This window comes from Sphaerisporangium melleum, from assembly GCF_014646695.1.
Taxonomy (GTDB): domain Bacteria; phylum Actinomycetota; class Actinomycetes; order Streptosporangiales; family Streptosporangiaceae; genus Sphaerisporangium; species Sphaerisporangium melleum.
Genome location: NZ_BMNT01000005.1, coordinates 142,715 through 169,695, shown reverse-complemented (window position 1 = coordinate 169,695; position 26,981 = coordinate 142,715). Strand labels below are relative to the sequence as shown.

Annotated in this window: 19 protein-coding genes; 14 read left to right on the top strand and 5 right to left on the bottom strand. The window is 69.6% G+C overall.

Translation table 11 applies throughout. The features are described from left to right. The first annotated feature begins 350 nt into the window (after positions 1–350). The 6 genes from IEY93_RS37875 to IEY93_RS06040 all read left to right on the top strand — a co-directional run bounded on the left by IEY93_RS37875 (position 351) and on the right by IEY93_RS06040 (position 8,910). On the top strand, positions 351–2,753 hold the full coding sequence (locus IEY93_RS37875; protein ID WP_203968353.1) for a serine/threonine-protein kinase: 2,403 nt from the start codon (positions 351–353) through the stop codon (positions 2,751–2,753). Continuing rightward, a complete protein-coding gene (locus IEY93_RS06060) occupies positions 2,750–4,801 on the top strand; it encodes a protein kinase domain-containing protein (protein WP_189161961.1) in 2,052 nt (683 codons plus the stop codon). The genes IEY93_RS37875 and IEY93_RS06060 overlap by 4 nt, the downstream gene beginning before the upstream one ends. A 45-nt stretch (positions 4,802–4,846) precedes the next feature. Next, positions 4,847–6,064: a serine/threonine-protein kinase gene (locus IEY93_RS06055; protein WP_189161960.1), complete on the top strand. Its 1,218-nt coding sequence runs from the start codon at positions 4,847–4,849 to the stop codon at positions 6,062–6,064. A gap of 349 nt (positions 6,065–6,413) precedes the next feature. Further along, the gene (locus IEY93_RS06050) at positions 6,414–7,193 is read left to right on the top strand and encodes an electron transfer flavoprotein subunit beta/FixA family protein (protein ID WP_189161959.1); all 780 of its coding nucleotides are present in this window, start codon (positions 6,414–6,416) and stop codon (positions 7,191–7,193) included. Between the two features lie 10 nt (positions 7,194–7,203). Beyond that, positions 7,204–8,157, top strand: coding sequence for an electron transfer flavoprotein subunit alpha/FixB family protein (locus IEY93_RS06045; protein ID WP_189161958.1), 954 nt, complete (start codon positions 7,204–7,206; stop codon positions 8,155–8,157). A 222-nt stretch (positions 8,158–8,379) separates the two neighbouring features. Then, positions 8,380–8,910 carry an NUDIX hydrolase gene (locus IEY93_RS06040; RefSeq protein ID WP_189161957.1) on the top strand — a complete coding sequence of 177 codons (531 nt, stop codon included), beginning with the start codon at positions 8,380–8,382 and terminating at the stop codon, positions 8,908–8,910. Between the two features lie 174 nt (positions 8,911–9,084). On the opposite strand, the gene IEY93_RS06035 is transcribed toward IEY93_RS06040, so the two are convergent. Continuing rightward, on the bottom strand, positions 9,085–10,458 hold the full coding sequence (locus tag IEY93_RS06035; protein ID WP_189161956.1) for an MFS transporter: 1,374 nt from the start codon (positions 10,456–10,458) through the stop codon (positions 9,085–9,087). Positions 10,459–10,771: 313 nt separating this feature from the next. Then, positions 10,772–11,281, bottom strand: coding sequence for a TetR/AcrR family transcriptional regulator (locus IEY93_RS06030; protein ID WP_189161955.1), 510 nt, complete (start codon positions 11,279–11,281; stop codon positions 10,772–10,774). 60 nt (positions 11,282–11,341) lie between these two features. Between IEY93_RS06030 and IEY93_RS06025 the strand changes: the two genes are divergently transcribed. Beyond that, positions 11,342–12,505 carry a cysteine desulfurase family protein gene (locus IEY93_RS06025; protein WP_189161954.1) on the top strand — a complete coding sequence of 388 codons (1,164 nt, stop codon included), beginning with the start codon at positions 11,342–11,344 and terminating at the stop codon, positions 12,503–12,505. Positions 12,506–12,692: 187 nt separating this feature from the next. On the opposite strand, the gene IEY93_RS06020 is transcribed toward IEY93_RS06025, so the two are convergent. After that, positions 12,693–13,910, bottom strand: coding sequence for a serine hydrolase domain-containing protein (locus tag IEY93_RS06020; RefSeq protein ID WP_229690897.1), 1,218 nt, complete (start codon positions 13,908–13,910; stop codon positions 12,693–12,695). A 464-nt stretch (positions 13,911–14,374) separates the two neighbouring features. Here IEY93_RS06020 and IEY93_RS06015 point away from each other — a divergent pair, with 464 nt between their 5' ends. Genes IEY93_RS06015 through IEY93_RS06005 form a run of 3 tightly spaced genes read left to right on the top strand, consistent with a single transcriptional unit; the run spans position 14,375 to position 20,957 of the window. After that, the gene (locus IEY93_RS06015) at positions 14,375–17,905 is read left to right on the top strand and encodes a type I restriction endonuclease subunit R (protein ID WP_189161952.1); all 3,531 of its coding nucleotides are present in this window, start codon (positions 14,375–14,377) and stop codon (positions 17,903–17,905) included. Next, positions 17,902–19,455, top strand: coding sequence for a restriction endonuclease subunit S (locus IEY93_RS06010; protein WP_189161951.1), 1,554 nt, complete (start codon positions 17,902–17,904; stop codon positions 19,453–19,455). The genes IEY93_RS06015 and IEY93_RS06010 overlap by 4 nt, the downstream gene beginning before the upstream one ends. Positions 19,456–19,460: 5 nt before the next feature. Then, complete coding sequence (locus IEY93_RS06005) at positions 19,461–20,957, top strand: class I SAM-dependent DNA methyltransferase (RefSeq protein ID WP_203968354.1); 1,497 nt, start codon at positions 19,461–19,463, stop codon at positions 20,955–20,957. A 107-nt stretch (positions 20,958–21,064) separates the two neighbouring features. On the opposite strand, the gene IEY93_RS06000 is transcribed toward IEY93_RS06005, so the two are convergent. Next, a complete protein-coding gene (locus tag IEY93_RS06000; RefSeq protein ID WP_189161949.1) occupies positions 21,065–22,387 on the bottom strand; it encodes a helix-turn-helix domain-containing protein in 1,323 nt (440 codons plus the stop codon). A 270-nt stretch (positions 22,388–22,657) separates the two neighbouring features. Then, positions 22,658–24,007, bottom strand: coding sequence for an NsdA family TPR-like regulatory protein (locus IEY93_RS05995; protein WP_189161948.1), 1,350 nt, complete (start codon positions 24,005–24,007; stop codon positions 22,658–22,660). Positions 24,008–24,194: 187 nt separating this feature from the next. Between IEY93_RS05995 and IEY93_RS05990 the strand changes: the two genes are divergently transcribed. From IEY93_RS05990 to IEY93_RS05975, 4 genes are all read left to right on the top strand, one after another. Continuing rightward, complete coding sequence (locus tag IEY93_RS05990; protein WP_189161947.1) at positions 24,195–24,905, top strand: hypothetical protein; 711 nt, start codon at positions 24,195–24,197, stop codon at positions 24,903–24,905. A 99-nt stretch (positions 24,906–25,004) separates the two neighbouring features. Beyond that, positions 25,005–25,754, top strand: coding sequence for an aKG-HExxH-type peptide beta-hydroxylase (locus tag IEY93_RS05985; protein ID WP_189161946.1), 750 nt, complete (start codon positions 25,005–25,007; stop codon positions 25,752–25,754). Then, positions 25,751–26,401 (top strand): TIGR02466 family protein, encoded by a 651-nt coding sequence (locus tag IEY93_RS05980; protein WP_189161945.1) that lies wholly within the window; start codon positions 25,751–25,753, stop codon positions 26,399–26,401. The genes IEY93_RS05985 and IEY93_RS05980 overlap by 4 nt, the downstream gene beginning before the upstream one ends. Continuing rightward, positions 26,398–26,958, top strand: coding sequence for a 2OG-Fe(II) oxygenase family protein (locus IEY93_RS05975; protein WP_189161944.1), 561 nt, complete (start codon positions 26,398–26,400; stop codon positions 26,956–26,958). The genes IEY93_RS05980 and IEY93_RS05975 overlap by 4 nt, the downstream gene beginning before the upstream one ends. The last annotated feature ends 23 nt before the right edge of the window (positions 26,959–26,981 follow it).

Sequence of the window (26,981 nt, the reverse complement as noted above, 5' to 3'; positions counted from 1 at the left end):
TACTACCGGGAATGTCGCCTCTTGGTTCCTCTCATGGGCGGGGTTTAAGCCGGTATGGTGCTACGTGCCGTCAAGGGCCGCGAGCGCGTGCAGCGCTCTGGTCTCCGCGCCGGGCTCAATGATGAGACCGGTGGCCGCCGCGGGGAGGTCGCCGGCCGACCGGCAGGCAAGGGGGGTTGCCGGCCGCGATGGTGCACGGGCCCGCGCAGGGCGGATCCGTCGGTGTGCCATGCCATGATTCGCCGACCGGACCTTTCCGGTACGGGCATTGCACAAAGTGAGCGAACCGTGACAATTGGAGCAAGGCGCTTCCCTCCGGTCACCGAAGCCGGGGCACCGCCGGAGATCAGATGAATCAGGACGACCGATTGGGCCCCTACCGGCTGCTGCGGCGGCTGGGTGAAGGCGGCATGGGCGTGGTGCACCTCGCACTCGACGCCCAGGGCAGGCAGGTCGCGGTCAAGGTGCTGCGCGCCGAGGTCACCGGGGACGACGTGGCCCGCCGCAGGCTCGCCCGCGAGGTCGACACCATGCGGCGGGTGCGCAGCAGGCACATCGCCGAGGTGCTCGACGCCGACGTGACGGGCAGCAGGCCTTACATCGTGACCCGCTACGTCCCCGGCAGGCCGCTGGACGACGCGGTCAAGCACGATGGCCCGCTGCAGGCCGGTCCGCTGCTGCGGCTCGCCCACGGCGTCGCCGAGGCGCTTTCGACCGTGCACGCCGCCGGGGTCATCCACCGCGATCTCAAGCCGGGCAACGTGTTGATGCTCGACGGCGAGCCCGTGCTCATCGACTTCGGCATCGCCCAGGCCGTGGACGCCACCCGGCTCACCCAGACCGGCATGTTCATCGGTACGCCCGGCTACCTCGCGCCCGAGATCATCGAAGGCCACGAGGCCGGGCCCGAGGTCGACGTGCACGCCTGGGCCGGCACCATGCTCTACGCCGCCACGGGCGCGCCGCCGTTCGGCAAGGGCACCCTGGAGATGGTCTTCTACAACATCACGGCGGGCCGGGCGAACATCGAGGCGGCGCCGGCCGTCATCCGCCCCCTGCTGCGCGCCGCCTTCAACCGCGACCCCGCCCGCCGGCCCCGCGCGGCCGAGCTGGCCGCGCAGCTCGCCGTCCTGGTGCCGCCGCGGTCGGCGCCGGGCCGCCCGCGCGTGCCGGACGAGATCCGCACGGTGCCCGACATGCCGAGCCTCCCGGCCACCGGGACGTCGCTGCCGCTGCCCGACCCGCGGCCCCCGCTGCCGGGCCGCCCCGACGCCGGCCCGGTGCGGCCGGAGGCGGTTCCCGCCACCGATCTTCCCGCCGCGGGCCTCGCCGCGTCCGCCGAGCCACGTGGCCTCGGCGCCGCCGCCGCGTCCACCACCGCGGGTGCGTCCTCCCAGGCGGGCACCGGAGCCGCGGCCGGCACATCCGTGGGCCCGTCCGCTGGAGCGTTCACCGGTACGGGCGCGCCGGCCGGAGCCGCCACGGGGACGCCCGCCGGGGAGTTCGTCTCGCTGCTCGGCGACGCGCCGCAGGGCCCGGCTCCGGGAGACCCGTGGCCGACCGTCCGGGTCACCGGCGACGACCTGCGCAAAGCCGGTCTCGGCCTCGACCGCGCGGCCGGTCCGGGGGAGGGGGAGGTGCCCACGCGGTACACCCCGCCGTCCGGGCCGTCCCGCCCGTGGACGGGTGCTCCGGCGGCGCCGCTCGACCAGGGCGAGGTGCCCACCCGCCGCGTGCGGCCCGACGAGCTGGGCGAGGCCAAGGGCGACGCCTATCGCACCCCGGGTACGACACCGCCGTCCGGCGCCCTGCCCGGCCTCGTGCGACCGGGCGGTCCGATGGGCGCGCCCGGCCCGTCCGGTCCGGGCGCGGGGGCGCGCGGCTCAACGGCCCCCGGCACCGGCCGCCCGCCGTCCCCCGGCGTCCCCGGGCACGGGCCGGCCACCCCGTCCGGGCCCGGTCGCTCCGGCCACACCGGCCAGGAGGCGGCGCCCGGCGGCCGGCCGTACCCGCAGGCGCTGTTCGAGCAGGCCCCCGACATCTTCGAGCGGACACCGCATGTGCGGCACCCGGCGCAGCCGCAGCCCGCCGGGTCGTACGTGCCGACCGTGCACCTGCCGCCCGAGGCCACGCCCAACTTCACCGGCGACATTTCCGGCTCCCCGGTGTACACCGCGGCGGCCGTGCTGGCGCTAATCATCGCGATCGGCGCGGCGGTGGCGATCCCCGTGCTGGCCGCGGTGCTGGTCATCCCGGTGGCCGTGCTGCTGCGGGCGGCCGACATCGCCCAGCCCGCGCTCGCCTCCCGGCGACCGGCCGCGGCCGCCGCCGGCGACGTGCTGCGCGTGCTCGGACGGCCGGGAGCGCTGGTCAAGTCGATCGGCGTCACCCTGGCCCTGGTGCCGTACGCTCTCATCCTGGGCGTGCCCGTGACGCTGGTGCTCACCTTCCTGGTGAAGAGCATCCCGCTCGGCACCGCCCTGAGCTGGGGCGTCGCCGTGTCTCTGTGGATCATCTGCGCGGGCCCGGGTGTGGAGGGGCCGGGACGCCAGATGGGCCGGGCGCTGGCCGCCGCGTTCCCGAGCCGGGGCACCGCCATCGCGCTGACCTCGGTGCTCGGGGTGCTGGCCGCGCTCGCGGCGCTTTACGCGGTCGGCACGCTCGTCGCGCCGCTGGGCGATGCAGTCTGGAGTCCGGTGGACGTCGGCTCCTTGCTCGGCCGCCTGGAAGAGCTTCGGAAGAACACTGGATGACGGGGGAGACCGTGCCGGACACGCTGGAAAGACTCGGCCCGTACCGGTTGCTGCGCCGGCTCGGCGAAGGCGGGATGGGCGTGGTCCACCTCGGCCTCGACGAGGAGGGCAGGCAGGTCGCCGTCAAGGTCCTGCACCCGCACGTCGCCGCCGATCTCAAGGCGCGCGACCGGCTCACCCGCGAGGTGGAGACCATGCGGCGGGTGCGCAGCCCGCGCGTCGCCGAGGTGCTGGACGCCGAGCTGACCGGCGCCACGCCCTACATCGTCACGCGGTACGCCCCCGGCCGCACCCTGGAGGACACCGTCCTGGCCGACGGGTCGCTGCCCGCGCATGAAGTCGTGCGGCTGGCCCGCGGCCTGTCGGAGGCGCTGATCGCCATCCACGCCGCCGACGTCATCCACCGCGACTTCAAGCCGGCCAACGTCATGCTGGTCGGCGGCGAGCCGCTGGTCATCGACTTCGGCATCGCCCACCTGGTCAACGCCACCCGGCTCACCCAGACCGGCATGTTCGTCGGCACCCCCGGCTACCTCGCGCCCGAGATCATCAGGGACGACGCGATCACCCAGGCGGCCGACGTGCACGCCCTGGCCGCCACGGTCTTCTTCGGCGCGACCGGCAAGCCGCCGTTCGGGTCGGGCTCGTTCGAGTCGGTCTGTTACAACATCATGGAGGGCCGGGCCAACATCGACCAGGCGCCGCCGTGGCTGCGCGGCTGGCTGCGCGCCGCCTTCGCGGTGGACGCCGCCGCGCGGCCGAACGCCCAGCGGCTGCTGGCGATGGCCAGGTCCCTGGACCCGAACACCACCGAGCTGCGCGAGTCCGCGGCGCCGGCCGGCCAGACCCGGCGGCTGGGCGGCCCCCAGGTGCCTGACGGCACGCGCGTCCTGTCCGGCGAGGCCCCCGGCGCGATGCCGGATGCCACGCACGTGCTGGGCGGGGCGGACGGCACCCGGGTGATCGGCGGCTCGGGCGACCTGCCGCCGACCAAGCGCACCATGCTCGACCGTGACGACAGCTTCTCCGACCTGCTGCCGCCGGTCCAGTACGCCGAGCCCGAGCGCAGGCGCGGCAGCCGGGCGGAGGCCCCGCCGCCGGCCCCGGCGCCCGCCCCGGCCGCCTTCGCGCCGCCCCCGCCCGCCACCGGGCACCCTCCCGCGCCGTACGCGGCGCCTGGCCAGTACGCCCCGATGCCGTATCCGGATCAGCGGGTGGCCGGGCCACCGCCGCCCGCCTACCCCGCCCCGACCAGGGGCAGTGTCCCGCCGGCCACCCAGCCGCCGCGCGCGTACCCGCCCGCCCCGGGCCCCGACCCGTACGCTCCCGGCCGTGACCCGTACGCCCCCGCGCGTGGCCCGGAGCCGCGGCGCGACCCCGACCGGCCGCGCTACCGCGCCGGCCATCCGGTGCTGGCCGCGCTCATGCTGGCCGTGGCCGTGGCGGGCGCCCGCCTGCTGCCCGTCCTGGTGAGCGTGCTCATGGTGGTCGTGGTGCTGTGCCTGCGCGTCGGCGAGCACCTGTGGAGCGACCTGGCCGAGCGCCGCTCGGTCAGGGGCGCCAGCACGAGCGACCCGCTGATGGCCGTGCTCGGCACACCGTGGGCGCTGATCAGGGCCACTCTGAGCACCGTGCTGATCACTCCGCTGGCCGCGCTGTTCGCCACATGCGTCTGGGGCGGGCTGCGCTTCGCCGCCGGCATGGGCACGGACGAGGCGGCCTCCTTCGGGGCGGCGGCATTCGTCGCGGGCCTTTTCGTGCTGCCCGGCGGGGGAGCGCCGCGCAAGGCCGTGGCGCGCACGCTCACTGCCGTGATCCGCAGCCCGGGCGCGGGTATGGTGGCGACGATCATCGTGGGCACCGTGGCGTTCTTCGTGGTGGTGACCGCGATGTCCGCCGTCCCGTCCTGGATCCCCTGGCAGCCGCCCTCGCACGCCATCAACGCGCTGAGCGAGCAGGCCAGGAGCACCGCGACCGGGCTCATCGGCGGCCTGGTCGAAGACCTGCTGAACAACCTCGGCCTGGGATTCCTGGCCTTCTGGAGATGATGAGCACGCCCTGACCCCACGGCCGGGCCGGCCGGAAGGAGTGGCATGAGCACCACTGATCGGCTCGGGCCGTACCACCTGCTGTCGCGGCTCGGCGCGGGCGGTTTCGGCGAGGTCCATCTGGCGCTCGACCGCGAGGGCCACACGGTGGCGGTCAAGGTGCTGCACCCGCACGTCGCGGCGGACGAGGCGGCGCTCGCCCGGCTCGCCCGCGAGGTCGAGACCATGCGCAGAGTGCGCGGGCCGCACCTGGCCGAGGTGCTCGACGCCGAGCTCACCGGCCCACGCCCCTACCTGGTCACGCGGTACGTCCAGGGCCGTTCGCTCGGCGCGGTGCTCGCCGAGGGCGGGGCGCTGCGCGGCGACGACCTGACCCGGCTGGCGCGCGGGCTGGCCGAGGCGCTGGCCGCCATCCACGCGGCCGGGGTCGTCCACCGCGACCTGAAGCCGGCCAACGTCATCATCGCCGACGGCGAGCCGTACGTGATCGACTTCGGCATCGCCTGCGCGCTCGACTCGGCCTCGGTGACCGCCTCGGGCGCCGTGCTCGGCACTCCCGGCTATCTCGCCCCCGAGGTCCTGGAGGGCGGGGAGGCGAGCTTCGCCGCGGACGTGTTCGCCTTCGGCGCCACGATGGCCTACGCCTCCTCCGGCCGTCAGCCGTACGGGACCGGGCCGCCGCCCGCGGTGGCCTACCGCGTCGTCCACCACGAGCCCGACCTCGCCGAGGTGCCGTCCTGGCTGGCCGCGCTGCTCGCCGACTGCCTGCGGCGCGACCCGGCGGCCCGGCCCGCCGCGGCCGAGCTGTGCGCGCGGCTCGGCACCGCGGCACCGGTGGTGCAGATCCCGGCGCAGCGCCGGCGCCGTGACGCCTCCCCCGAGCCGCCCACCCAGGCGTTGCGGGCGCGCAGCCGCGAGGACGCCGGCGCGGTGGCCGACCCACGGGTGCGCCACCGCGACACGGTGCGCCGCCGCTGGGTCGCCGGGTCCGGCATCGTGTCCGGGCTGGTCGCCGCGGCCGTCCACCGGTACCTGCCCGACATGTCGCTGCTGGTGCTCGCCGCCTACGGCGTCGGCGTGCTGGGCGACGCGGCGGCGGGCGTGGTCGCGCGTGCGCGGTCACGGGTGGTGTTCGACCTGGTCAGCGCGGGGGCTACCGTCGGGTTGTACGCCGCGCTCATCGCGTTCTTCAGCCCGCTCACTCTGCTGCTCGCCCTCGGCACGGTGCTGTTCGTCCTGCTGCTGGTGACCTTCGCGGGGTGACCCCGCCGCCGCGGCCGAGGGCACTGGAATATAGTTCGGTAGGGTGGGAAGGTCACGGTGTGCGGGGCCCCGGAGGGCGCACCCTGCGGGTATGCCGCTAAGCTACTCGTGAGTAACAAACTCTGGGTACAGTGAGGGAGGACGTGGGATGGGTTTCCGGACCTGGAGATCGTCCCGGGCCACCCGACGTCATCGCGTCCCGAGGCGCGTGGCAGTCTGAGTGCCGCTCCGGTGCCGGTCACCGGAGCGGTGTGTACGACGTGTGCGTACCCCGCGCGCACGTGCCGATCAGTCGGCGCCGGCCCAGCGATGCGCCGGCGCCAGTGAAACGGGAGGTCGGCCACCGGCCATGAACATCGTCGTCTGCGTGAAGCAGGTCCCCGATACGGCGACCGAGCGCAAGCTGAGCAGCAAGGACAACACGCTCGACCGTGACGCCGCCGACGGAGTCATCAACGAGCTGTGCGAGTACGCGGTAGAAGAGGCACTGAAGATCAAGGAAGCGCACGGCGGCGAGGTGACCGTGCTCACGATGGGCCCGGCCAAGGCCACCGACACGATCCGCAAGGCCCTCGCCATGGGCGCCGACAAGGCCGTCCACCTGGTCGACGACGCCCTGCACGGCTCGGACGCCCTCGGCACCTCCCACGCGCTGGCCCAGACGCTGAAGAAGATCGGCTTCGACCTGGTCATCCTCGGCTCGGAGTCCACCGACGCGCGCACCGGCGTACTGGCCGCCATGCTCGCCGAGCGCCTCGGCACTCCGCAGCTCACGCTCGCGCGCAAGGTCGACATCGACGGGTCCGCCATCTCCATCGAGCGGGTCACCGACTACGGCTACGACAAGGTCACCGCCACGCTGCCCGCCGTCGTCTCGGTCGTCGAGAAGATCAACGAGCCGCGGTACCCGTCGTTCAAGGGCATCATGGCCGCGAAGAAGAAGCCGGTGCAGACCTTCGGCGTCGCCGACGCCGAGATCGACACCGCGCAGGTCGGGCTGGCGAGTTCCTGGAGCGAGGTGACGGAGTTCGCCGTCGCCCCGCCGCGCGCGGCCGGCACCATCGTCAAGGACGAGGGCGACGGCGGCGCCAAGGCCGCCGAGTTCCTCGCGTCGAAGAAGTTCATCTGAGGGGCGACCGATGGCTGAAGTTCTGGTTCTCGTCGAGCACGTCGACGGAGAGATCAAGAAGGTCACCCTGGAGCTGCTGACGCTCGCGCGCAGGCTCGGCTCCCCGTCGGCGGCCTGGGCCGGCCCCGGGTTCACCCCGGCCGCCGCGGCCAAGCTCACCGAGTACGGCGCCGACAAGATCTACGTCGCCGACGCCGAGGAGATCACCGACTACGTCGTGGCGCCCAAGGCGGGCTTCCTCGCCCAGCTCGTCGCCTCCGCCGCCCCCGCGGGCGTCCTGGTGGCCGCGACCGCCGAGGGCAAGGAGGTCGCCGGCCGCCTGGCGATCAAGACCGACTCCGGCGTCATCACCGACGCGGTGGGCATCGCGGACGGCTTCGCCGCCGAGCAGTCCATCTTCGGCGGCGGGGTCAACGTCCGCTCGCGGGTGAGCAGGGGCATCCCGATCATCACCGTGCGCCCCAACTCCACCACCCCCGAGCCGTCGCCCGGCGCCGGCGCCGAGGAGCGGGTCACGGTGGCGCTGTCCGACGCCGACAAGGCCGCCAAGGTCGTCGAGCGGGTCAAGCAGGAGAAGGGCGCCCGTCCCGAGCTCACCGAGGCCGCCATCGTGGTCTCCGGTGGCCGCGGCGTCGGCTCGGCGGAGAACTTCTCGGTCATCGAGAAGCTCGCCGACGCCCTCGGCGCCGCGGTCGGCGCCTCGCGCGCCGCGACCGACGCCGGGTGGTACCCGCACCAGTTCCAGGTCGGCCAGACCGGCAAGACCGTCGCGCCGCAGCTCTACATCGCGGCCGGCATCTCCGGCGCCATCCAGCACCGGGCCGGCATGCAGACCGCCAAGACGATCGTCGCGATCAACAAGGACCCCGAGGCGCCGATCTTCGAACTGGCCGACTTCGGCATCGTGGGCGATCTCCACCAGATCGTCCCCCAACTCACCGAAGAAGTAGAAAAGCGCAAGTAGCACCAACGCGATCGAGCAGGATGGGCGTCGCACCCTCGGCGATTCGGCCGAGGACGCGGCGCCCTCCTTCGTCTTCCGGCGAGTCCATCGAACAGCGCTGGCCGGCCTCGGCGGGCGGTTTAGCCATCCCTTGTCCGCTTAGCTCTCCGTGAGATGTACGACACCGGCCATGATGAAGCTCTGCGAGGGCGTTGAGAACACGGCCAAATGGGTGGTGGCGGGATGACTCACGATGTGACGGGGCGAGGGGCGCTGGAGGCGGCGGTCGCGGATGCCGGCCTTGCCGTGTGGGAGTTCGACGAGGCTCGGGCCTGGCTGGAGCGGGCGCGGCACGGACCGATGGAGCCGCTGGCGGCGGAGGTCTGGGTGATCGACCCCGCCTTCACCCATGTGTTGCTCGTCAGGCATCGCCGGCGTGGATGGGTACCGCCCGGCGGCGAGGTGGAGCCGGGCGAGACACCCCGGGCCGCCGCGTCGCGTGAGCTGGCTGAGGAGACCGGCCTGCGCGCCGAGTTGCTGCCGGCGCCGGCGGCGGTGTCCGTGCGTTCCTACCATCCGGACTGGTCGCCGACACTGGGCCTGTCGTACGCCGCGATCATCGGCCGTGACCTTCCGCTCGCTGGGGAGAGTGGTCAACCGCCGCGATGGTTCGCGCTCGAAGACGAGTGGGAGAGCGTCTTCCCGGAGGACCGCGACCGCATCCAGGCGTACGTCCGCAGCCTGGCGACCGAGCGCACGGGCGAGGCGCGCTGAGCCGTACCCCGGAATGATCTTGCCGATCTGAGTGAGGGCATTGTCCGGCGGCATCAGGGGAAGGCCGCCTTGGAGGTCGACCGGTGCCGGTATCAGGCCGCGCTGCACCGTGACTTCGGTTCGTCTCTGAACCCGACGCCCGCCGCCTCTCTGAAGGCGGCGGGCGTTTCGCCGTCAGGCGACCAGTTCCAGGGGCTCGGGGGCCGGGGTGCGCAGGGGGGTGGGCTGGAGGGTGGTGGCGTCCAGGCGGGGCTGCGTGCGGGGGAGGAAGCGGGCCGCCACCGCGATCAGGACGCCGAGGACGATGGCGATGCCGAGGGCGAGGCGCAGCGTGGTGGCGTGGGACACGAAGCCGATCACGACCGGGCCGAGGAGCAGGCCGGCGTACCCCATCGCGCCGGTCTGGGCGATCGCCGGGCCGGGGGTGGGAGTGGCGGTGCCCGCGAGCGAGAGCGCGATCGGGGAGATCGCGGCGACGGTGAGCCCGACGAGCGCCATCCCGGCGACGGCGACCACCGGCGAGGAGGTCGTGATCACCACGGTGAACGCGACCGCCGTGCCGAGGCCGGAGGCGGCGATCAGGCGGCGGGTGCCGAGGCTCGCACGCAGCCGGTCACCGATGAGCCGGGCGATCAGCATGCCGGCCTCGAAGATCGGGTAGCCGAGGGCGGCGACCGCCTCGGGCGCGCCGATGACGTTGCGCAGGAACAGCCCGTTCCAGTCGGCGACGGCGCCCTCGACCATGAACGCGCCGAACGCGATCGCGCCGAGCAGGTAGACCAAGCGCGGCATCCGTGCCCGGGTACTGCCACGGCGGGAGGCAGCGGAGTTCGCGGAGCTCGTGGAAGCCGTGGAACCGGCGGAGGCGGAACCCAGCGGGTTGCCGGAGTTCGCGGAGTTCCTCCTGGAACCGGTCTTCCTAGAGGCCGGGCGTACGACGGTGCCCACGGCGACGTCCGCCTGCCCCGCCGGCAGGTCCACGGCGGGGGTTCCGTCCGGGAGGAAGCCGCGGCTGAGCAGGTAGGCGACCGGTGCCGAGACGACCGCGACCGCGACCAGGTTGGCCGTGAACGGCACCTCGAGGAAGATCGCGAGGGTGCCGAGCAGGCCGGCCGAGCCGGCGCCCACGCACCACCCGGCGTGCATGCCGTTCATCAGCGGACGCCCGTACGCCTGCTCGACCGTGGAGCCCTGCGCGTTCATCGCGACGTCCACCGCGCCGAAAGCCATGCCGAACAGCGCGGTCGCGGCGACCAGCCATGGCAGGGAGGGCGCGAAGGCCACCCCGGCGAGCGTCGCCGCGCTGAGCGGGGCGCCGACCCGCAGGACGGCACGGCTGCCCACCCGTGCCATCACGCCACGCATGGACTGCATGGTCACCAGGGCTCCGAGCCCCCACGCGAGGAGGGCGACGCCGACCGAGGCCTCGGAGATGCCGAGTTTCTCGGCCAGCGCGGGGATCCGCACGGTGAACGTGCCGCACATCAGGCCGGCGAGGACGAAGGTGAGGATCGCCCGGGAGCGGGCCACCCTCAGAACGGGGGTCATCACAGTTTCCTTTTCACGTACGTGTCCACAGGTGGGGACGGGTTGCGCGGACGAGCGCCGGCCCGGCCTCGGGTGCGACGGGTGTCGCCGGGGGGCAGGAGGCAGGCAGGGCGGATGTCCGTGATCGAATGAATGCCGACGGGCCAGAGCGCTGCGGCGACTCCCATGCCGCCGACAGGCGGAAGACCGCGAGGGCGGACGGGAGGCAGGGGGAAACGGCGCGCGGCCACGCGGAAAAGGCCCTGTCCCGGGATCAGCAGGGAAGGGCGCCTACAAGGTGACGGATCGGGTCATAAAGGGTGCGGTGCGATGATCATGGGCTTGGCAGCAGGGCCAGGAGGCGCTGGTGCAGCTCCTCGTACTGCGACTCGTCGTAGATCTCGGGGTCGTGGGTCGCCACGTCCCACAGCCCTTCGCAGGCGAGGCGGACGATCTGCGCCGCCATCGGGTCGGCCTCGGCCTCCATGCCCGCGCGGTGCCAGCGGCACATGGCCTCGCGCAGCGGGGCGAGCAGCTGCGGGTCGCCGGCCGCGCCGGTGACCACCGCCCAGCGCCGCAGGCGCCCGGAGCGGACGGCCGCCAGGGTCGCCGCGAGGTAGGACCGGGTGTAGGAGCTCTCGTCCTGGGCGGCGACCAGCTCGTCGAAGTCGGCGATGAGCCGCTCGATCAGGGCCTTGATCAGGGCTTCTTTGGTGGCGAAGTGGTAGAGAAGACCGCCCTTGCTCACGCCGGCCCGCTCCGCCACGGCGGCCAGGGTGAGGCACCCGGCGCCCTGGTCGGCCAGCAGGCTTTCCGCCGCGTTCAAAAGCTCGTCTTTCCGCACGACCGTTACTATACCGGCTGGACGGTACAGCGCGCGAACTGGGTTACGCTGGAGTACGCCATGGCTTACCTAGACCACGCGGCGACCACGCCGATGCTCCCCGAGGCCATCGAGGCGATGACGGCGCAGCTCGCCCGCGTCGGCAACGCCTCGTCCCTGCACGCGGCCGGCCGCCGCACCCGACGGGTCGTCGAGGAGTCGCGCGAGACGATCGCCGGCGCGCTCGGCGCGCGACCCAGCGAGGTCGTGTTCACCTCCGGCGGCACCGAGGCCGACAACCTCGCCGTCAAGGGCCTCTTCTGGGCGCGCCGCGCCTCCCATGGCGCCGACCGCGTCCTGATCAGCGCCGTGGAGCACCACGCCGCCCTCGACCCGGCCCACTGGCTGGCCGAGCACCAGGGCGCCTCCGTGGAGCCGCTGGCCGTCGACGAGTACGGCCGCGTCCACCCCGAGACCCTGCGCGCCGCCATCGAGGAGGCCCCCGAGCGGGTGGCCCTGGTCAGCGTGATGTGGGCCAACAACGAGGTCGGCACCGTTCAGCCGATCCGCGAGCTGGTGGAGATCGCCCACGAGTACGGCATTCCGTTCCACACCGACGCCGTCCAGGCGGTGGGACAGTTGCCGGTGTCGTTCTCCGGGTCCGGCGTGGACGCGATGACCATCTCCGGGCACAAGGTCGGCGGCCCGGTCGGGTCCGGCGCCCTGCTGCTCGCCCGCGGGGTGGACCCGGTGCCGGTGCTGCACGGCGGAGGCCAGGAGCGTGACGTCCGCTCCGGCACCCTGGACGCCGCGTCGATCGCCGGGTTCGCGACCGCCGTACGGGTCGCCGTCGAGCGCCAGGAGGCCGAGGCCGCCCGGCTGCGCGCTCTGCGCGACGAACTGATCGCCAGGGTCCGCGAGGCCGTGCCGGACGTCGTGCTCAACGGGCACCCCGACGAGCGGCTGCCGGGCAACGCCCACTTCTCCTTCCCCGGGTGCGAGGGCGACGCCCTGCTGATGCTGCTGGACGCCAAGGGAGTCGAGTGCTCGACCGGCTCGGCCTGCTCCGCCGGAGTCGCCCAGCCCTCGCACGTGCTGCTCGCCATGGGCGCGGACGCCGTACGGGCGCGCGGCTCCCTGCGATTCTCGCTCGGCCACACCTCCACCGAGGCCGACGTGGACGAGCTGGCCCGCGTCGTCGCCCCCGTCGTCGAACGCGCCCGCCGCGCCGGCATCACCGGTTGACGAAGAAGAGGATCAGGCCTGCGGTCGGCACGATATGCCCGGAGATCGTCGCGCTGGTCTTGGCGCCGAGAACCGCCTGGGTGCCATGGCCTTGCCAGCTCGTACCGCCGGGAAATTCATCGCCCGAGGAGCTTCGGCGCGGCGCGTGACCGCCGCTGCCGTTCGGGCCGGAGGTACGTGGGGAAGATCAGAGGTACTTGGGGAAGAGGTCGCCGGTCGGCCATGTGGCGACGCCGTTCCACGCGGTGTTCATCCGGGAGCTGAGCACGTCGTAGTCCAGGGTGCCGCTTTCCTCGCGCTGGTCGAAGACGGCCGCGTAGGTGAAGCCCTTCTGTAGCCGGGCCAGGTAGCTGTAGGTGCCGGGCAGGCTGCCGCTGTGCCAGGTGTTGAGGTGGCCGGTCACCTGGCGTACGTACCAGCCGCACCCGTACCAGGAGCCGTCCGCGCTGACGCCGATCTCCGGCTTGGCGAAGGCCCGGGTGATCGAGGTGGCGTTCAGCACCGGGCCGGCGGCGTCGAAGATCCGGGCCCATCTGACCAGGTCGACCGACGAGGCCAGCCAGCCGCCGTTGGCGTCGTGGTTTCCCATGTTGAAGCCGCCGTACGGCGCCGGCACGATGGTGCCCGAGTCGTCCAGCACGGTCTTGGAGGTGTACTGCGAGTAGTACGGCACCTCGCCCGCCGCGGCCTGCGACCTCAGGCCACGGCCGAGCCGCATGCGGGTGACGCCGGCCGGAGCGAGCAGCTTCTGCTTCACGTACGACTCGTAGCTCTGTCCCGACACCTTCTCGATGACCAGGCCGAGCAGCAGGTAGCCGTAGTTGCTGTAGGCCATCCGGGCGCCCGGCGCGAAGTCCAGCGGTCGGCCGCCGGCGTAGGCGACGATGTCGCTCTTGCCGATCGGCAGCGACATGCCGAGCTTGGCGGCGATGGTCCGATCGGCCATCAGGTAGTCGCCGGAGATGTCGCGGTCCCAGCCGCCGGTGTGCTGCATCAGGCGCCACAGGGTGACGTCCTTCAGCCGCGGGTCGGTCGTGGTCGGCAGGCCGAGCAGCTCGGCCACCTTCGCCCCGAGCGACACCTTGCCGTCCTGGGCCAGCCGCAGGACCGCCGCGGCGGTGATGTTCTTGCTGAGACTCGCGATCCGGAACAGCGAGGTCGGCTGCACGGCCGGGACGGTCGTGTCGCTGCTGTAGCGGTATCCCCGGGCCAGGACGAGCTTGCCGTTCTTGACGGCGGCGAGCTGGGCGCAGGGGATGTTCCGCTCTTTGATGTAGGTCTTCATCACGGTGTCGAGCGCGGCCAGCTGCGAGGGCGCGGTGCCCGTGGCCGTGAGGGTGGGCGCTCCCGCCGCGTACGCCGGCGATCCGGACAGCGCGATCGCGGGCACCAGCCCGGCGCTCACCTTGAACACTTCACGCCGACTGAGCGTCACTTTCGTCCCCCGAGTACCTTTGGTAACTTTTGCGCGATCTTATCCATCCAGCACGCGGGGAGGCAGGTATTTCGGCAATTCGGTCCACGTGGTTCTCGGCCTGCGCCGGAACGATGGCCGTCGCGCGGGACGGATCTCGGCGCTCTCCCCGCATTCCGGCGGTCGGCCCGTGCGCCGGTCGCGCGGGTCCGCAGGACCGAGCGGCGCCGCCTTCATCCCGCACGGGGGTCGTCCCTCTTCCTCGCCACCAAAGCGGGCGGAGAATTATGGACGGCCGTTATCATTCGCTCATCGCGCCTTTATGAATACGTGCCGTGATGATTATCGTCGAGCGTGAATCAATACCCATTGATCAGTAGTTCCGGCCGCGAACTTGAGATAACCTGCAAGGCTCTGTTGATCACGGATGACGATGAACAGGTGGGACTTGCAGGATGAGCACGCATATCCAGGAGCTGGCGCAGCGATCGCCCAACTTCGGCTTTCTGCTGCCGCATGAACCGATGCTCGTCCTGGACGGCGTCTCCGCCGAGTCGCACGTGCACACCGACCCCGACGCCGCGATGTACAAGGCGCGGCGGTTCACCGAGATCCTGGCCAAGATGCTGGTCCGGCTCACCAACACCTCCGTCCGGCAGGACGACCAGAAGGGCCGCGTCCACGCGCTGAGCCGGGCCGGCGTGCTGGTCCCGGAGATCCGCCAGGCGTTCGACCAGGTACGGGCCTCCGGCAACCGGGCCGTGCACACCCACTACGGGGACGTCCGCGCCGCGCTCAACTGCGTGAAGCTCTGCTTCGAGCTCGGGCTCTGGTTCCACCGGTCGCTGCGGCCCGGCGACCAGCGCACCTTCGCGTTCGTGCCGCCCGCCGACCCGGAGGCGACCCAGGCGGGGAACGCGGCCGAGCAGGCCCAGCTCGACCAGCTCCGCGCCGAGCTGGCCGCCCACCGCGAACGGCTGGCCGAGGCCCTGGTCACCCGGGACGAGAAGGCCACCCTGCTGGAGGCCGAGGCTCAGGCGCGCATCGAGGCCCAGCACCAGCTTCAGCGGGCGACCGCCGACCGCGATCGGTTGCAGACCCTGGTCGAGGAGCTGAACGCGCGCCTGACCGAGATGGAGGACGCGTTCACCCGCAGCCTCACCAGGATCAAGAAGCCATCCGCCGCCGAGCGGGACAACCTCATCGCGCGGGCCGTGCACGTGGCCCGGCAGCCGCGCACCGAGCGGGAGGTCCGCGAGGAGGTCGACCGGATGCTCCGCGCCGCCGGCTGGCAGGTGCAGGACGCCGACCGGGTGAACCTGTTCGCCGGCGACGGGGTGGCCGTCCGCGAGGCGTACACCGCCAGCGGCCCGGCCGACTACCTGCTGTACGCCGACCGCAAGCTGGTCGGCGTCGTGGAGGCCAAACGCGAGGGGACGGCGCTGCGCGCGGTGGAGCGGCAGTCCGCCCGCTACGCCGAGAGGCTGACCGCGTCCCAGCAGATGCAGGCGTGGCGGATGCCGCTGCCGTTCCGGTACGAGACCACGGCGACCGAGACCCACTTCACCAACACTCTCGACCCCACCCCCCGCTCCCGCGAGGTGTTCTCCTTCCACCGCCCCGAGACGCTGGCCCGGTGGATGCGTGCGGCCGAGGAGGACGAGTCGGCGCAGACCTTCCGCGCCAAGCTGCACCGCGGCCTGCCGGAGCTGTCGGAGAGGGGGCTGCGCCCGGCGCAGGTGCGTGCCGTACAGGGACTGGAGGCGGCGCTCGCCCGCAACGAGCCGCGTTCGCTGATCCAGATGGCGACCGGGGCGGGCAAGACCTACACCGCGGTCACCTCGTCCTACCGGCTGCTCCGGCACGCCGGGGCACAGCGTGTCCTGTTCCTGGTGGACCGGAACAACCTGGGCAAGCAGGCGCTCACCGAGTTCACCAACTACGTCACGCCCGACGACGGCCGCAAGTTCAGCGACCTGTACAACGTGCAGCGGCTCGCGGGCGCCGACATGCTCGACTCCTCCAAGGTCGTGATCTGCACGGTCCAGCGGCTCTACGCCATGCTCAAGGGCAAGGAGATCCCCTCCGCAGACACCGAGGACGAGGCGCTCGACTCCTACGACATCGAAGAAGCGGTCGGTGTCGAGTACAACCCGAAGATCCCGCCGGAGACCTTCGACCTGATCATCGTGGACGAGTGCCACCGGTCCATCTACGGTCTGTGGCGCGCGGTCATCGAGTACTTCGACGCGTTCGTCGTGGGCCTGACCGCGACCCCGGTCGCGCAGACCTTTGGCTTCTTCCATCAGAACCTGGTGAGCGAGTACACCTACACCGAGGCGGTCGCCGACGGGGTCAACGTCGACTTCAACGTCTTCCGGATCCGCACCGAGATCGGCGAGCAGGGCGCGGTCATCCCCGAGGGCATCGTCGTGCCCAAGCTGGACCGCAAGACCCGGGCGCAGCGGTACGAGGAGCTGGACGACGACTTCACCTACACCGGCCGCCAGCTCGGCCGGAAGGTGGTGAGCAAGGGCCAGCTCAAGCTGGTCCTGGAGACGTTCCGCGACCGGCTGTTCACCGAGATCTTCCCTCGCGAGCCGGGGCAGCCCGAGCGGAAGTACGTGCCCAAGACGCTGATCTTCGCGGTGGACGAGAACCACGCCGAGGAGATCGTCGCCATGGTCCGCCAGATCTTCGACCAGGACAACGACTTCTGCCAGAAGATCACCTACACGGCGAGGAACCCGGACAAGCTCATCGCGGCCTTCCGCAACAACCCGGAGTTACGCATCGCGGTCACCGTCAACATGATCGCCACGGGCACCGACATCAAGCCCCTGGAGTGCGTCTTCTTCCTCAACGAGGTGAAGAGCTGGGCGATGTTCGAGCAGATGAAGGGACGCGGCGCCCGCAGCATCGACCCCGACGAGCTGCACTCCGTCACCCCCGACGTCGCCGCCAAAGACCGGTTCGTACTGGTCGATGCGGTCGGCGTCACCGACTCCGAGCGGGTGGACGCCTCCCCGCTGGAGAAGCACACCGAACGGCAGATCAGCCTGGAACGGCTGCTCAAGAAGGCCGGCACGCTCAGCCTGACCCTGGACGAGACCTCGACCCTGGCCTCCCGGCTCGCCCGGCTCAACAAGCAGATCACCCCCGAGGAACGCGCGGAGCTGGAACGGCTCGCCGCCCGGCCAATGACCGAGGTGGTGCGCAGCCTGGCTCGCTGCAACGACCCCGACGTGCTGGACGAGGCCCGGCGGACCGGCAAGGGCTGGGAACGCCGGCTGGTGGAACAGGCCGTCGAACCGCTGGCCGACCCGGAGCTCCGGCAGCGGCTGCTCGACATCCGTCGCGCACACGACGTCGTATACGACGAGGTCAACCCGGACAACCTGCTCGAAGCGCGCGGTGTGGACCGGGGTGAGACCGCTGAACGCGTCGTCACCTCCTGGGCCGATTACGTCAAGGAGCACCGGGACGAGCTGACCGCGCTGGAGATCGCCTACCGCAGCGGCACCGCCGGGCGCGAGGTCTACCGGCAGCTCAAGGAACTCACCTCCCGGCTGGCCCGCCCGCCCTACCAGTGGACCCCCGACCGGCTGTGGGAGGCGTACGAGCAGGTCGGCAAGGCCGCCGCCCGGCAGGGGACCCGGTACGGCGCCGGCGACCTGATCCAGCTCATCCGCTTCGAACTCGGACTCATCGACGGACAGCCCCGGCCGCACCGCAGCGTCATCGAAGAACGCTTCACCAACTGGCTCGCCCGCCAGGAACAGGCCGGCGTCCGCTTCAGCCCCGACCAGGTCTGGTGGCTGGAACAGATCCGCGACGTGGTCGCGGGTAGCGCCGTCTTCGACCACGAAGACCTGGACAAGGCCCCCTTCACCGAACGCGGCGGCACCGACGGCTTCCTCTACGCCTTCGGCGACGACCGCGCCGAATCCCTCCTCGACGACCTGAACAGGAACCTCACCGCATGACCGACCTTCCCTCCGGCTGGGAACGTGTACCCCTAGGTGACCTTGGCACTTGGTACGGCGGAGGAACACCGTCAAAGGCCCGTGCGGACTTCTGGGATAACGGATCGGTTCCCTGGCTATCGCCAAAGGACATGGGGACGGACGTCATATTGAAGACGCAGGATCACATCACCGAAGTCGCAGTGGAAAGCTCTGCAGTTCGACTTGTGCCTGCTGGCTCAGTTGCCATCGTCGTCCGCTCGGGAATTCTGGAACGCAAGCTTCCAATCGGACTCGTCCCCTTCGCGACCACTCTCAATCAGGACATGAAAGCGGTGGTTCCCCTCGGCGGAATCGACCCTCGTTGGATTGCGTGGGGGCTTCGCTCCCTAGAGGGGAACATTTTGCGGGACTGCCGAAAAGCTGGAACCACAGTTGCATCCATAGAGGCCTCCCGCCTGATGGAATTACTGTTCCCAGTTCCCCCTCTTGCGGAGCAGCACAGAATCATCGCAGCTATCGAAGGGTGCTTATCTCATTTAGATAAAGGGGAGAAGTCTCTTGATGCCGTGAGTGGCAAGATGGAAATGTATTTTGCGTCGCTACTGCAATCCGCAGTCACGGGAGGATTGTCGAGTCGGGATGGGACCGACGGATCTGTAGTGGACCTCATTTCGAGATCTAAGACCCTTCTGGGTGGTGAAAGGTCGCGTGACGATAGCAATCGTCGAGACCTGCCGTCGGCAGCAAAAGAGGTTTTGGCGCCTGTCGACCTTCCAGAAAGTTGGCGGTGGGTGCAATGGAGGGAGCTGGGAAGAACTCTAAATGGGGTGGCCTTCCCGTCGGCGGACTACGCCTCCAAGGGGATTCGTCTCATCCGCCCAGGAAATCTACACTCGTCCGGGCGTCTGGAATGGTCGTCATCGAACACGCGGTACCTTCCAGTCGAGTATATGAAGAAGCGTGAAGCGTATTTAATCCGAGGGCAAGCGCTCGTGATGAATTTGACTGCCCAGTCCCTTAAGGACCAGTTCCTAGGGCGTGTTTGTCTGACCGGGGCTGGCGAAGAGGCCCTTTTGAATCAACGGCTGGCGAGGCTCACTCCTGTTGCGGCAAATATTGAATACGTGTGGCTGGTATTTCGATCGCCCATCTTTCGGCGGTTCGTAGATCGGCTTAATGGCGGCAGTCTGATACAGCATATTCACAGCTGGCAGATAGATCGTTTCCTGGTGCCGTTGCCCCCGCTTTCCGAACAGGAGCGAATTGTTGCTACTGTGAAAGAAGGGCTTTCGTTAATGGTGCGGATGGCTGGAGTTGTGCTTCGGTCCAAGGTTCGCATCATGCATCTCCGTAGGGCTCTACTGGCAGACGCCATTTCGGGTCATTTGATTGCGCAAAATCCGCAGGATGAGCCTGCTTCGATGCTGCTGGAGCAGATTAAGACGGAGCGGGGTGCCGTGCGGGTTGCTAACCGCCAGGGCAGCCGTACCAGGCAGAAATCAATCGAGGGAAAGCGCAGTAGTCGTGCGAAATGTGATGAAACATCAGAACAGGGGACATTGATTTGAGTGCGGTGGACACGCGACGGTTGGTCGCGAAGCTGTGGAACTACTGTGATGTCCTTCGCGATGACGGTGTGTCCACGATCGACTATGTAGAGCAGCTCACCTATTTGCTCTTTTTGAAGATGGCGCATGAGCGGGCCAATCGGCGGCTGAATCCGGATACGGCGTTGGCTGGGGTGGCGGCTCGGTGGCAGGCGTTGCTTGATCTGGAAGGCCCGAAACTGGAGTCGGCTTATCGGGAGACGTTGGAGCAGCTCGGCAAACAGCCTGGAACGCTCGGCGTGATCTTCCGGAAGGCGCAGAATCGGATTCAGGATCCGGCGAAGCTCAAGCGGCTGATCGTCGATCTGATCGGCAAGGAGAACTGGTCGAGCCAGGGGTCCGACGTCAAGGGGGACGCCTACGAGGAACTGCTCGCGAAGGGGGCCGAGGACGTCAAGACCGGGGCCGGGCAGTACTTCACCCCGCGTGCGCTGATCTCGGCCATGGTCGACTGCCTCCAGCCGGGGCCGGACGACACGATCGCCGACCCGGCCTGTGGCACCGGAGGCTTCCTACTGGCGGCGCACGAGTACATCGTCGATCGCTACGGTTCCAGCCTCACCCCCGAGCAGCGCGACCGGCTCGCCCTCGGTGGGATCAGCGGTACCGAGCTGGTGGACGGCACCGCGCGGCTTGCCGCGATGAACATGATCGTGCACGGCATCGGCAAGCCCAATGGGCCGTCGCTGATCGACGTCCGGGACGCGCTGGCCGAGCCGCCGGCCCGGCACCCGAGCGTCGTACTGGCCAATCCGCCGTTCGGCAAGAAGTCCTCGATCACGGTGATCGGCGAGGACGGCCGGGCGGACCGTGAGGCGATCTCGTACACCCGCAACGACTTCTGGACCACCACGACCAACAAGCAGCTCAACTTCGTCCAGCACATCGCCTCGATGCTCGCCATCCCCGGCCGGGCCGGGGTGGTCGTCCCGGACAACGTGCTGTTCGAGGGCGGGGCCGGCGAGACCGTACGGCGGCGGCTGCTCAAGCAGTTCGACGTGCACACGCTGCTGCGGCTGCCGACCGGCATCTTCTACGCCGGCGGGGTCAAGGCCAACGTGCTGTTCTTCGACAAGAAGGAAGCCCGTCCCGGCGAGGCGTGGACGGAAACGCTGTGGGTCTATGACTTCCGCGTCGGCCAGCACTTCACGTTGAAGCAGAACCCGCTCCGCCGCGACCATCTGGACGATTTCGTCAAGTGCTACCGGCCGGGGGAGCCGCACAAGCACCGGGTCGAGACCGAGCGGTTCCGGCCGTTCGCCTACGAGGAGCTGATCGCGCGGGACAAGGTCAACCTCGACATCAGTTGGCTGAAGGACCCCTCGCTGGAGGACGCCGACTCGCTGCTGCCGCCCGAGGTGATCGCCCAGGAGATCGTGGAGGACCTGGAGGCCGCGCTCAGCGAGTTCGCCGCCATCGCTGAGGCGCTCCAGCAGGCGAAGGCCAGGTCCGCCGACGCGTAGACATTTCTGGTGAGGTGCAGGAGGGGGGGACTCCAGCGCGTCAGCGCTGGAGTCCCGCACCTGGTCCGGCAAGGGCTTCCGCCCACACCGGAGGACGAGTCCGTACGTCAGGCGCGTTGCGGAGGAGGCGTGGCGGCCAGGAGTTCGCGGAACTCGGTGACGGCGGGACGGGTGCGCTGGTCGTGGGGGACGGCACGGATTATCAGGTTGGCGGTTTCGAGGATGTGGTGAGTGCGGTAGGCGGGGCTGACCGCGTCTATCGTCGCCGACGCCTGGTGTAGGCCCTCGTCGATCCCGCCTTGGGTCACGGTGCAGAGAGCGCCGTGGAGATGGACATTGGTCGGATAGACGTAGTCGCGGGTGAGCTCCAGCACCTTCTCCCGCGCGGTGCCGGCTGCGGCCTCGTCACCTACTCCGGCGCACACCCAGCTTTCCGCGAAGTGGGTTCCCTCCTGCTTCCAGAAGCCGTACCGGTCGCTGCCGCCCGTGTCGACCGCCTTGTGCAGGGCGGTCAGCGTATTGAGTGCCTCGTCGTGTCTGCCGAGCATGGACAGTGCCTTGGCCTCGGTGCTCAGCAGGCTCGGGAAGGGCTTGTCACTGAGCTGTTGGGCGTCGCGGACCATGCACAGGATCGTTTCGGGGGCGCGCTGGCCGTAGAGGCCGTGGCCGGTTTCCTCGGCTCGGACGACGAGTCGCAGTTCCAGGTCTCCCGAGGCATCGGCGGCCTGGCGCGAGTTGTGCCACCAGCGGAGAGCCGCGCCGTGTGCTCCGAGCCTGCTCAGCGCGTTGGCCTGGAGCGACGCGAGCATGGCGATGATGCGCTGGAGTTCGGTCGCCTCGGCTGGGGTGGATGTCTGCGATTGGCGGCGGACCGCTGCCAGGTCGATGGACAGGTCGGCGACGACCTGGTGGCAGGGGCGGGTGCGCAGGGCGTGGAGGTGGTCGGCGCAGGCGAGTTCCCAGTCGGCGAGGTCGCGGTGCGGGTAGTCGTACGAGCGGTCGAGGAGTTCGCGGACGGGTTCGGCGGTGATGCCGAGGGTGCCGAACGTGCCGAGGGTGCCGAGTCCGGCGAGGAGGTGGAGGGCGGCTCGACGTTCCATGTCGTCGTCTCCGTTGGCATATGCGGGGTTTTCCAGGGTTCTACCCGCGTACCGCTGGGCTGATTCGGTGGCGGTTTTGAAATCGACCAGCACTTCGTACAAGGCCGCCAGGATGCCCCGGGCGTCGTACACCTGGTCCAGCCGCTGGACCATGTCCGCCGGGGGAACGCGTTCGCCGCGTTCCCATTTGGCCAGATTTGAGAAGTCGGTGTACATCATTTCCCCGGCCCGGCGCAGCCCGAGATTGCGCTTGCTCTCCCGCAGGTGCCGCATCACAGCCCCGTACAGATGCCACACCGAGGCATGCGGATCGATCGAATCCGTACTCACGGGCGCCCCCTCATACTCAAGCACGGCCCTACCTGGACCGCGCTACAGAGCTTCTATCACCTCTTATTACTTTCCGTGGTCTTATTATTACGTAAGGTATTGGTGGGTGTGCTGGGTTCGGCCGAGATCTCCTTGTGAGCGTCCGACAAGAATGTGCCGAGAGGCAGGCCAACGACCATGGTCGCGGTCGAAGCCGAGCAGGTGCGGGGAGGCACGGCGCGCCGGCACCTGCTCCGGGGGCACCCTCGAGAGCGGTGGTTGCGTGCTGTCTCAGTCGGCTCCCTCGATCTCCATGATTTTCTGCTTGAACAACTCCGTGGCAGACGACCTGGGATAAGTGCGCTCCAGGACGCCTTGCATGACACGCGCACGCGTGATGATGGCCGCGGCGTGGCGTTTCGCTGATACGGCGGCCGATCCGTGTACGACCGCCTCGTCGGGGTCGCCCAGGCGAGCGCACGCGGTAGCCAGATCCAGCAGTGTGATGGCCTGTCGGGTCGGCGATGCGTAGGGGGACAGGCGCTTGTACACGTTCACCGCTCGCTCGGCGTCCGCCTTGGCCTGTTGATCGTGACCCAGCCATAGGTGCGACGTGGCCGATATCGCGGCGATGCGTACCGCGTCCGCCGAGAACAGGCCGCTGGCGTGCTCTGGCTGATGGTCGGCATGCCGACGCAACTCGGTGAGGGCTTGCTCGGCGGGCATTGCCCGACCGAGGCGGGCGTAGATGCGTGTCAGTTGCCCGGTCAGTCGCACTTGCGCTGCGCTTCCAGATGGAGCGAATGCCATCCCGTGCTGGGCGGCGTAGAGCGCTTCATGAGGTCGGCCGGAGTAGAAATACATGGTGGCCTCCGCATCCCGCGCCCATGCCACGACCTCAGCACAGTCCGCTTCCATCGCGTGGTGACGGGCGTCAGCGGTGTAAGCCAGTGCGACCTGATCGGCACCTTGATCATGAGCGGCCCAGGCCAGTACCACGGACAGCCAGCCGGCGGTGACGTACAACTCCTTGCGCTGGCGCAGTGTCATACGGCGCTGCGTAAGGTCAACAACTCGCCAGCGGTCGGCGGCAGCGGACCGCCATAGCTCTTCAGCGGAGTAACAGGAGTAATTGCGGCCGTAGTCGCTGATTGCATGACGTAAGCCGTCCAAAGTACTCGATCCGATGTCGGTTCGCTCGCTCTCGCGGGTCAATTCCCGAGCAATGTGCTCGGCGTCCGCTGCCACTGGGCTGATGATCGCTGCGACGCTCCAGCGAAGAACATCTCGACGATTCGTGTTCTCACCCCCAACGGGGGAGTGGTCGATGGTGAATCCAAGCGTGACCGGGTTGGTATGGAACAGGCGGGATAGACGGTCCTGGTAGTCGTTGTCGGCTCGGCCGGTCGACTCCCAGCGCCGCCAGGTCCGCTCGTCGGTTCCACGGTTCGGAAGGCCGGCCGCTCGGGACGACCGTTCCAGTTCCTGAAGCGCTTCATTGACCGTCCACCCATGCGCCAAGCGGTACGCCTTCACAGCGTGCACTCCGCAGCACCTGATGATTTCGGCGGCGATGTCGTGCGGGGGCGAGCCCGCCAGCCGCGCCGCGATGTCCTTCGCGCATCGGCGAGTGTGTTCCACGGCACCTCCTTGCTGCGTCCTGCTCGCCACGATGCAGTGTTCTCGCCTGTCAGGGCAACCGGGCACGCGGTGTCCGGTTGCCCTGACGGCTGCCGTCCGGCCAGGCGGGCAACACCTGCCACTACCGCCGTGCCTGCGGCGAGGGCAAATTCGAAGGGGCTGGTAACCGGGGTGCACAAGGGGGTTGATGGATGTGACGGCATGCGATCGGGTCGCGGCCACCTTCAGCGTTTTCTACCGGGTGCCCCGTGCCGGCGCGGTGCGCTTGTCGGACGGCGGAGGACCGCTCGGCTTCGACATCACCGTGGCGCTCCTCCTGGACGATCTGGTGTGCCGGTATTCGTGCGACGCGATCGTGGAGACCGGCTGTTTCCTCGGTGACACGACTGAGTATCTGGCTTCGCGTTACCCCGAGTTGCCGGTGTTCGCTTGCGACATCGACGCCCGATACGCCTCGTTCACCCGGCATCGTCTCGCCGGGCACGGCAACGCCACCATCGAATGCGGCGATTCCCCGGAGATGGTGTCCGCGGTCGGCTCGCGGTATGAGCGGCCGCTGTTCTTCCTTGATGCCCACTGGGGCGCGGGCTGGCCGCTGTCGCGGGAGTTGGACGCCATCGCCGCCGGCGTGGCCGTCATCCACGACTTCGACATCGGCCACGAGCGGTTCGCCTACGACACCTACGACGGAGTCGCGCTCGGCCCGCAGATATTGGCCGGCATGCGCATTCCGCCCAAGGTCTACTTCACTCCCGATCCGGACGCCGAGTGGCCGCTTCCATGTCTGCAGATCGGTCGCCGGTCCGGCGTGGGACTGGCCGCCATCGGCATCGACAGCAGGCCTATGGAATCTCACCTGCACCTGATCAAGAGACCTTTGGAACCGGCCGCCTCGTGACCACCGCAACAGTCGACTCCTGAGGATGCCGGTCGCGGAGAGCGTGTCCCGAGTGGCATCTGGCCGCCGACCGGCCACCGAGGTCTTGGAGGCCTCCATATGACGCAGATCTATGACCTGTCCGATCCCCTCACTTTGCTGGACGGGCTGCCTTTCGTGGATGAGGGTTTCACCGCCAAGCGGTTGTTGGCCGCCGTGGCAGCCGCCCGACACGTCACCGCGGAACGCGAAGGACGAACCGGTCGAATCGGAGAACATCATGCCGAGACCTGGCTCGGGCCGTCCGGTGCTCTGCTCCTGGCCGGAGGCCAGGCCATGCCCGCGATTCCCCTCACACCCGGGAAGAAAGTACAGGTGGCAGCCAAACTGGCGGAGATCGGAGTACTTGTTCCCGCCTGGACGCAGCTCACTACCCTGCCGATCCGGTATGCCGGCCTGTACCCGGCGAACGGGGCGATCTCCGCGTCATCCCGGGCATGGCCGCAGCACATTCTGCTCGCTGAAGAGGCGTTCGCCACTCCGATCGAGTTGCGCGAGCAGGTCGTTCACGAACTGTCCCATCAGTGGCTCTACCTGCTGGAAGAGCTCTGGCGGCTGGAGTTGCCGTCCGCGCGGCGGGTCGCCCTACCGTCCGGGACCGCCGACCGCTCACCGGCCGAGGTCCTGGGGGCCGCCCATGTAGCCACCGTCCTGATCCGCCTGTACGAGGCGGCGGGCGACGCCCCGCCGGGCCGTCTGGCGAAGCTGGCGGCCTACCGAACCGGATGCCTGCATGTGCTCGACCGGATCGCCGACGACCTGACCGACCTCGGGCGTGCCGTCGCCCGTCACCTGAAGGAGGCCACATGAGCATCACCGCACTCCCCAGCAGCGACACAGCGGTGAAGCCGATGTCGCTGTGGAGGAGCCCGCTGTACATCGCCGATCTCCCCGGTGCCGCCGAGCAGAACGAGGTCCTGCGTGACCTCATCGTCAGCCGCACCACGACAGACCCCGAGGCGTCGAATTTCGGGGTGATCTCGGCGACCAAGGCCAACCAGGACATCCTGGCCTGGAGCCATCCGGCCATCGACTGGTTCAAGAGCCAGATCATGGCTGCGGTGTCCGCCCTCACCCGCGCGGTGCTCGGAGACGCGGCAAGCGAGGTCACCCAAGAAGTGATCGCCGAGGCGTGGACCGTTGTGTACGCCGAGGGTGGGAGCCTGCGCCCTCACACTCACCATGACTCGGCCTGGTCGGGGGTGTACTACGTCGAGTCGGGTGACGCAGGTGGCACGGGTGACGCCGGTTATCTGCAACTGCTCGACCCCCGTCCCGCCGCGATCGCCCGGGATGCCTCCGAGGGCACGTACCGGGTGGAACCGACGCCGGGACGGATGGTCGCCTTTCCGGGGTGGCTGCCGCATTCGGTCCAGGCGACTCTCACCGGCGGTGGCCGACGTATCTGTATCGCCTGGAACGTGGCCTACGACAAGGATTGGACGGGGATGAGATGACCTCGCTGATTGCGACGCAGAACGACGCTCCAGTCCAGTTCCTCTGGGGAACCAGGGTCATCGTGGACGCGATCAACCTGCGAGGCATCGCCCGCGACGACATGAGCCTGCCGGCAACCGGGCCGATCTGTGAGGACCTGCCTGCCCATGTCGTCCTGACCGACCAGGCCGCACTGGAGAAGGTCTTTCTGGCAAGGATGAGCGTCCTCGCCGGCACTGTCACAGGGCCTCCGGTCACAGCGGTGACCGTCCGCATCCAGGGTTGGCGGGAGGGATACGGCATTCCAGCCGCCGCCGATGCCTCCGCCTACATCGGCTGGTGCTGTCTGGCCGCGACCCCGGCCCCTTCGACCGCCGAATCCGGGTGCCTGTCGCTGGCAGACCCGCGCGCCGGCAGCGACCTGACCGCGATGCCGGGACTCCCCTGGGGTCGCCAGGTCCTCGTCAAGCCGATGGCGGGCGCTTTGACGGTCGCTCCCGGCTGGCTCACCCATTCGGTCGTTCCGATCGAGCACGGCCAGCAGCTAGTCATGGCCGTGGCCACCTGCTCCCGGTGACCCACCGGGCCTACAGAGAGAAG